The following is a 7619-nucleotide window of genomic DNA, read 5'->3' as shown; positions in this document are numbered from 1 at the left end:
GCGCCAGCCCCTCCACCGCCGCCACCGCCCCGGGATAGGGACGGCTGTGGTGATCGATGGCGCCCTCGTAGGCGTCCAGCAGGCGGGGATATTGCGCCTCGATCACATCTTCGCCGGCCGGGCTCCCGGCCCGCGCCAGCCCGAGCCGCAGCATCGCACGCCCGCCGGCAAAGGCGGTGGGGGCGTCCCGGACCGGATCGAGCGCGACGCCCGCGCCCATCACGGCAAGGGTTGCATTGGCCGCCGCAATGAGGTCGGCACTGGTGTCCACCAGCGTGCCGTCGAGGTCGAAGATCGCGCAGCGCATCGGCGGGCCTTTCGCTTGGACATGTTGCATCCGGCAACGCGACGTGACCGCGCTGCGGGTTGCGGGGGGTGAGGTGCTGGGTAATACGGAACGGGCAAACGGAAAAGGGGGCCGGCATGGCCGTGGCGCTGATCGTACTGGCGGCGGGGAAGGGGACGCGGATGGCCTCGGACCTGCCGAAGGTGTTGCACCGGCTGGCGGGGGCGCCGCTGGTGTGGCACGGGCTGCGGGCGGGCGCGGCGCTGGCGCCGGAGTTGCGGGTGGTGGTGGTCGGCCACGGCGGCACCGAGGTCGCGGCGGCGGTGCGCGAGTTCGACCCCGACGCCGTGATCGTGCGCCAGTCCGAGACGCTGGGCACCGCGCATGCGGTCGCGCAGGCGGTGCCCGCGCTGGCGGGGTTCGCGGGGGATGCGGTGGTCCTCTATGGCGACACGCCGTTCCTGTCCGAGGAGACGCTGGGCGCGCTGCTGGCGGCGCGGGCGCGGGCGGATGTGGTCGTGCTGGGCTTCGAGGCGGCCGATCCGGGCGGCTATGGCCGTCTGGTGATGGACGGCGACCGGCTGGCGCGGATCGTGGAGGCAAAGGATGCGACCGACGCGGAGCGTGCGATCACGCTGTGCAACTCGGGCGTGGTGTGCGCCGATGCGGGCGTGCTCGCGGAGCTGGTCGCCGCCGTGGGCTGCGACAACGCGGCGGGGGAATACTACCTGACCGATATCGTGGGGCTGGCGGCGGCGCGGGGGCTGACGGCCACCGCCGTGCGCTGCGCCGAGGCAGAGACGCTGGGCATCAACACCCCCGCCGAACTGGCCGCCGCCGAGGCCGCGTTCCAGACCCGCGCACGCGCCGACGCGGTCGCACGCGGCGTGTCCATGCCCGGCCCGGAGACGGTGTTCCTTGCCTATGACACCGAGATCGGCGGCGGTGCCTCGGTCGATCCGCATGTCGTCTTCGGCCCCGGCGTCACGGTGGAGACGGGGGCGGTGATCCGCGCGTTCTCGCATCTGGAGGGCTGCCACGTCAGCCGCGGCGCCACGGTGGGCCCGTTCGCCCGGCTGCGCCCGGGCGCGGAGCTGGCCGAGGACAGCCGTGTCGGCAACTTCGTCGAGATCAAGAACGCGACGCTGGGCGAAGGGGCCAAGGTCAACCACCTGTCCTATGTCGGCGATGCCGAGGTCGGCGCGGGTGCGAACCTCGGCGCGGGCACGGTGACGTGCAACTATGACGGTGTCTCCAAGCATCGCACCGAGATCGGCGCGGGCGCCTTCATCGGCTCGGCTACCATGCTGGTGGCGCCGGTGCGGGTGGGCGCGGGGGCGATGACCGGCTCGGGCTCGGTCATCACCGAGGAGGTGCCGGACGGCGCGCTGGCGCTGGCGCGCGCGCGCCAGCTGACCAAACCGGGACTGGCGGCGCGGCTGATGGCGCGGCTGCGGGCCGGCCGGACGGGGAGGGCCTGAGGCATGTGTGGCATCGTCGGAATCCTGGGCCGCCACGAGGTCGCGCCGGTCATCCTGGAGGCGCTGCGGCGGCTGGAATACCGCGGATACGACAGCGCGGGCATCGCCACGGTCAACACGGGCCAGCTGGACCGGCGGCGCGCGGTGGGCAAGCTGGTGAACCTGTCGGACCTGCTGGTGCACCAGCCGCTGGTGGGCAAATCCGGCATCGGCCACACCCGCTGGGCCACCCACGGGGCCGCGACCGTGGCCAACGCCCACCCCCACCGCGCGGGCCCCGTCGCGGTCGTGCACAACGGCATCATCGAAAACCACCGCGCCCTGCGCGCGGAGCTTGCCGCCGACGGCTACGAGCAGACCAGCGAGACCGACACCGAGACGGTGGTGCTGCTGACGCGCCGGTTCCTCGACGCGGGGATGGCGCCGGTGCAGGCGGCGATGGCGACGCTGGCGCGGCTGGAGGGGGCGTTCGCGCTGGCCTTCCTGTTCGAGGGGCAGGACGATCTGATCGTCGCCGCGCGGCGCGGCTCGCCGCTGGCGATCGGGCATGGCGAGGGGGAGATGTTCGTCGGCTCCGACGCCATCGCGCTGGCGCCGCTGACCGACCGCATCACCTATCTGGAGGAGGGCGACAGCGTCGTGCTGACGCGCACGGGCGCGGTGATCCGCGATGCTGCGGGCGCCGTCGTGACCCGCACGGTCGCGCGCATCGAGATGGACGCCGCGCGGGTGGAGAAGGCGGGGTACCGCCACTTCATGGCCAAGGAAATCGCCGAGCAGCCCCGCGTGCTGGCCGGCGCGCTGGAGCATTACCTGGGCGATGCCGGGCTGGCGCTGCCGGAGGGGCTGGATTTCACCGGCGTGGACCGGCTGACGCTGGTGGCCTGCGGGACGGCGCATTACGCCTGTGCGGTGGCGCGCTACTGGTTCGAGCGGCTGGCGGGCATCCCCTGCGAGGTCGATATCGCCAGCGAGTTCCGCTATCGCGATCCGGTGCTGTCTCCGCGCGGCATGGCGATTTTCGTCAGCCAGTCCGGCGAGACCGCCGACACGCTGGCCGCGCTGCGCCATGTGCGCGGCGCGGTGGGCGCCGTGGTGGGGGTGGTGAACGTGCCGACCTCCTCCATCGCGCGCGAGGCCGACATCGTGCTGCCGATCCATGCGGGACCGGAGATCGGCGTGGCCTCGACCAAGGCGTTCACGGCGCAGCTTCTGGTGCTGGCGCTGATGGCGCTGCGGGCGGCGGACCAGCGCGGGCGGCTGGATGCGGCGGGCCTGGAGCGTCACCTGGCGGATCTGCGGGGGGTGCCGGGGCTGGTGAATGCGGCGCTGGCGTTGGACGCCGAGGTGGCGGAGATCGCCCAGCATGTGGCCGAGGCGCAGGACGTCCTGTTCCTGGGGCGTGGCCCGCTGTTTCCGCTGGCGCTGGAGGGGGCGCTGAAGCTCAAGGAAATCAGCTATATCCACGCCGAAGGGTATGCCGCGGGTGAGCTCAAGCACGGCCCGATCGCGCTGGTGGACAGCCATGTGCCGGTGGTGGTGATCGCGCCGCACGACGACCTGTTCGCCAAGACCATGTCGAACATGCAGGAGGTGATGGCGCGCGGCGCGCAGGTGGTGTTGTTCACCGATGCCGCCGGGGTGGCCGAGGCCGGGCCGGGGGTGTGGCGCACGCTGACGCTGCCGACGGCGGGGTGGCTGGCGGCGCCCATCGTGCATGCGGTGCCCGCCCAGTTGCTGGCCTATCACACCGCGGTGGCCAAGGGCACGGACGTGGACCAGCCGCGCAACCTCGCGAAATCGGTGACGGTGGAGTGAGGCCCTGACCGATCCGCCCCCCCCCGGGTCCGCGCGTGGCGCTGGACGGCGGGGGGCGGGGTCGACTATAGCCCGCGCATGCCTGACACCGCGCCCCACACCGCCAATCGCCCCGCCCTGCCGCCCGAGATCGCGCGGCGGCGGACCTTCGCCATCATCTCGCACCCCGACGCGGGGAAAACCACGCTGACGGAGAAGTTCCTGCTCTATGGTGGTGCGATCCAGATGGCCGGGCAGGTGCGCGCCAAGGGCGAGGCGCGGCGCACACGCTCGGACTTCATGCAGATGGAGAAGGACCGGGGGATCTCGGTCTCGGCGTCCGCGATGTCGTTCGATTATGAGGGGCACCGCTTCAACCTGGTGGACACGCCGGGGCACTCGGACTTTTCCGAGGACACCTATCGCACGCTGACGGCGGTGGACGCGGCGATCATGGTCATCGACGGCGCCAAGGGCGTGGAATCCCAGACCCGCAAGCTGTTCGAGGTCTGCCGCCTGCGCGACCTGCCGATCCTGACCTTCTGCAACAAGATGGACCGCGAGGCCCGCGACACCTTCGAGATCATCGACGAGATCCAGGAGAACCTGGCGATCGACGTGGCGCCCGCGTCCTGGCCCATAGGGATGGGGGCGGAGTTCCTCGGGTGTTATGACCTGATCCACGACCGGCTGGAGCTGATGGACCGCGCCGACCGCAACAAGGTGGCGCAGACGGTGCGGCTCGACGGTCTCGACGACCCGCGCATGGCCGAGCATGTGCCCGAGCGCCTGCTGGCGCAGCTGCGCGAGGAGGTGGAGATGGCGCGGGGGCTGCTGCCCACGTTCAACCACCAGAGCTTTCTGGAGGGGCATCTGACGCCGATCTGGTTCGGCTCGGCCATCAACTCGTTCGGGGTGCGCGAGCTGATGGAGGGGATCGCCCACTACGGACCCCCGCCGCAGCCCCAGCGCGGCGGCCGCGAGGTCGCGCCGGAGGAAACCGCCGTCACCGGCTTCGTGTTCAAGGTCCAGGCCAACATGGACCCCAAGCACCGCGACCGGGTGGCGTTCGTGCGCCTCGCCTCGGGGCATTTCCAGCGCGGCATGAAGATGCTGCATGTGCGCTCGGGCAAGCAGATGGCGATCTCGGCGCCGGTGCTGTTCCTGGCCGCCGACCGCGAGGTGACGGAAGAAGCCTGGGCCGGCGACATCATCGGCATCCCCAACCACGGCCAGCTGCGCATCGGCGACGCGCTGACCGAGGGCGAGGCGCTGAAGTTCACCGGCATCCCCGCCTTCGCGCCGGAATTGCTGCGCAACGCGCGCGCGGGCGATCCGATGAAGGCCAAGCACCTGGAAAAGGCGCTGATGCAGTTCGCCGAGGAAGGCGCCGCACGGGTGTTCAAGCCCATGCTCGGCTCGGGCTTCATCGTGGGCGTGGTCGGCGCGTTGCAGTTCGAGGTGCTGGCGAGCCGGATCGAGCTGGAATACGGCCTGCCGGTGCGGTTCGAAGGCTCGCAGTTCACCTCGGCGCGCTGGGTGTCGGGGGAGCGGGTCGCGGTGGAGGCGTTCGCCAACGCCAACAAGGGCCACATGGCCACCGACCACGACGGCGATCCGGTGTATCTGACGCGCCTGCAATGGGACATCGACCGGGTGGCGCGCGACCACCCCGAGGTGCGTCTGACGGCGACCAAGGAATCGACGGGCTGAGGCGCGCGCCTCGGCCCGTCGGCAACCTCACAGCCCCGTCAGCCCGCCGCTCCACAGCCCCCAGGCGATGCCCGACAGGATCGCGCCGGTGAACGCGAACCCGAGGTAGGCCGCGAACACCCGCGGCTTGACCAGCGCCCAGACCGCGATGGCGGCGGGGATGGAACTCATGCCGCCCGCGACCACGAAGGACATCGCCGCGCCCTGCGCCATCCCCTGCTCGATCAGCGCGGCCATCAGAGGCACCGCGGCATAGCCGTTCAGATACGCCGGTGCGCCCAGAACGGCCCCCGTCAGGATCGGCATCAGCCCGGTGCCGCCCATGAAGCGCGCGATGACCTCGGCGGGCACATAGGTGACCATCAGCGCCTCGATCGTGTAGGCCAGCGCCAGCCATTTCCCGAGGAAGAAGGCGTTCTCCCATACCGTGCGGGCAAAGACACCCCGCCGCGCGGGCTCGCGCCAGAAGCGGTACTCAGGCTGGCCCTGAAAGGGGTTCTTCACCTTGCCGCAGCAGGTGCGCGGCGCGAGGTCCTGCTTCAGCGGGTCGGCGAACACCGCCCCCCCGGCAAACGCCCGCACGGTGAAGCCGCCCATGATCCCGATGGCCACCGCCGCCAGCGTCTTGGCGATGGCGAAATCCAGCCCCAGCACGCCGCCCGTCAGCACGAACATCGCCGGGTCCATTAGCGGCGAGGCCAGCCAGAACGCCATCACCGCCGACAAGGGCGCCCCCACCGCCAGCAGCGCCGCGATGAACGGGATCACCTGGCACGAGCAGAAGGGCGACAGGCTGCCCACCGTGGCCGCCAGCAGGATCATCGGCACCTCGCGGCCCTGGAACGCGCGGCCCACCAGCGTCTCCACCCCCGCGGCCTTGACATAGCCGATGGCGAGCACTGCAAACGCCAGGATCGGCGCGGTGCGGGCAAACGCGCCCACGGCGAAGTCCGCCGTCGGCAGGACCTGGTCCGCGTCCAGAAACGCCAGCGCCACGAACACCGCCGCGATCGTCAGGATCACGCAGTCGATGCGGCGCCAGTCAAAGGACGGCCGCATGGGGCGGGTGGTATCAGCCATCGGTCTTCTCCATCGGGGATGCGTCGGCGCAGCAGCCGGCCAGCAGGAAATCGCCCAGTTGCCGCAGCGCCGCCTTGTCGGCCGCGCACAGGATGTGGCGGCCGTCGCGCACGCGGCGCACCAGCCCGGCCTGTGCCAGGATCTTGACGTGGAACGTCAGGGTGGAGCCGCTGATCCCCGAGCGTTCGGCCAGCGTGCCGATGGGGATGCCGCCGGGGCCCGCGCGCACCAGCGCGCGCAGCACCGCCAGCCGGGCTTCGGAGCCGAGCGCGGCAAAGGCCGCGGCGGCCGCTTCGGTCTCGGGGTGGGGGCGATGTGATTCCATTATTCTACTATTATCGAATCATCGAAGTCCGGCAAGGGGTCTTGTTCGCCCCCGTCGCGGGGGTATCTGCCAGCCGATGACCGACGCCCTTGTTGATGACATCGCCGCCTGCCGGATCTGTGCCGCGCGATTCGCCGCCACCGCCAGCGCGCACGCCCCCCGCCCGGTGGTGTGGTTCCGCCCCGCTGCGCGCGTGCTGATCTCCAGCCAGGCGCCGGGCATGCGCGCCCACATCGCCGGGGTGCCGTTCCATGACCCCTCGGGGCGGCGCCTGCGCGCCTGGATGGGGGTGGATGAGGCGACCTTCTACGACCGTGACCGGGTGGCCATCGTGCCCATGGCGTTCTGCTTTCCGGGCTATGATGCCGCCGGCAGCGACCTGCCGCCGCCGCCGGTGTGTGCGGCGACGTGGCGGGTGCGGGCGCTGGCGGGGCTGCCCCGGGTGCGGATGACGATGCTGGTGGGCGGTGCGGCGCAGCGCTGGCATCTGGGCGGGCGCGCGGGCGTGACCGCGACGGTTGCGGACTGGCGCCGGCATGCGGCACAGGGCGTCTGGCCCTTGCCGCATCCGTCGTGGCGCAATACCGCATGGCTGACCCGCAACCCCTGGTTCGAGGCCGAGCTTCTGCCCGCCCTCCGCCCCGCCCTGCGAGAGGTGCTTGAATGACCACGCCGCTGGATGCAGCCCACGCCGCGATGGAGGCCAGCCCCGGGGACGAGGCCGCGCGCCTCGCCTTTCACGCCCGGCTGGCCGAGGCCGAGCTGTACCTGCTGCTGGAGGCCGAGCCGCAGGGCGATACCCTTGCGCCGCGGGTGTTCGCGCTGGAGGACGGCCCCGTCGTTCTGGTCTTTGACACCGAGGAGCGCCTCGGCGACTTCTCGGGGGCGGCCGCGCCCTATGCCGCGCTGCCGGGGGGCGGGCTGGTGCGGATGCTGG

The 7619-nt window shown here is 71.6% G+C and carries 8 protein-coding genes; 5 read left to right on the top strand and 3 right to left on the bottom strand.

The genetic code is table 11. From position 1 onward, the window contains the following. Window positions 1–307 (bottom strand): HAD family hydrolase (locus tag CCR87_RS07480; protein WP_201156927.1); only part of this gene is annotated, 307 nt, incomplete at its 3' end. A 116-nt stretch (window positions 308–423) separates the two neighbouring features. Here CCR87_RS07480 and glmU point away from each other — a divergent pair. The 3 genes from glmU (at window position 424) to CCR87_RS07465 (ending at window position 5277) form a co-directional block, all read left to right on the top strand. Then, on the top strand, window positions 424–1767 hold the full coding sequence (glmU, locus tag CCR87_RS07475) for a bifunctional UDP-N-acetylglucosamine diphosphorylase/glucosamine-1-phosphate N-acetyltransferase GlmU (protein ID WP_201156926.1): 1344 nt from the start codon (window positions 424–426) through the stop codon (window positions 1765–1767). 3 nt (window positions 1768–1770) lie between these two features. Continuing rightward, a complete protein-coding gene (glmS, locus tag CCR87_RS07470; RefSeq protein WP_201156925.1) occupies window positions 1771–3585 on the top strand; it encodes a glutamine--fructose-6-phosphate transaminase (isomerizing) in 1815 nt (604 codons plus the stop codon). Between the two features lie 78 nt (window positions 3586–3663). Next, the gene (locus CCR87_RS07465; protein WP_201156924.1) at window positions 3664–5277 is read left to right on the top strand and encodes a peptide chain release factor 3; all 1614 of its coding nucleotides are present in this window, start codon (window positions 3664–3666) and stop codon (window positions 5275–5277) included. A gap of 27 nt (window positions 5278–5304) precedes the next feature. Here CCR87_RS07465 and CCR87_RS07460 read toward each other — a convergent pair whose 3' ends face one another. Together CCR87_RS07460 and CCR87_RS07455 are read right to left on the bottom strand one after the other, a co-directional pair. Beyond that, entirely contained in the window at window positions 5305–6357 is a 1053-nt protein-coding gene (locus CCR87_RS07460; protein WP_201156923.1) for a permease, read from the bottom strand. Then, the gene (locus CCR87_RS07455; RefSeq protein WP_201156922.1) at window positions 6350–6682 is read right to left on the bottom strand and encodes an ArsR/SmtB family transcription factor; all 333 of its coding nucleotides are present in this window, start codon (window positions 6680–6682) and stop codon (window positions 6350–6352) included. The genes CCR87_RS07460 and CCR87_RS07455 overlap by 8 nt, the downstream gene beginning before the upstream one ends. Before the next feature lie 76 nt (window positions 6683–6758). Here CCR87_RS07455 and CCR87_RS07450 point away from each other — a divergent pair, with 76 nt between their 5' ends. Together CCR87_RS07450 and CCR87_RS07445 are read left to right on the top strand one after the other, a co-directional pair. Beyond that, a complete protein-coding gene (locus tag CCR87_RS07450) occupies window positions 6759–7349 on the top strand; it encodes a uracil-DNA glycosylase family protein (RefSeq protein WP_201156921.1) in 591 nt (196 codons plus the stop codon). Continuing rightward, the coding region (locus CCR87_RS07445; RefSeq protein ID WP_201156920.1) for an SseB family protein at window positions 7346–7619 on the top strand (274 nt) is incomplete at its 3' end. The genes CCR87_RS07450 and CCR87_RS07445, both read left to right, overlap by 4 nt.

It is taken from the genome of Rhodobaculum claviforme (assembly GCF_016653255.1).
Classification (GTDB): domain Bacteria; phylum Pseudomonadota; class Alphaproteobacteria; order Rhodobacterales; family Rhodobacteraceae; genus Rhodobaculum; species Rhodobaculum claviforme.
Note: the sequence above shows the minus strand (reverse complement) of the source record. Positions and strands in the feature narration are given on the sequence as shown.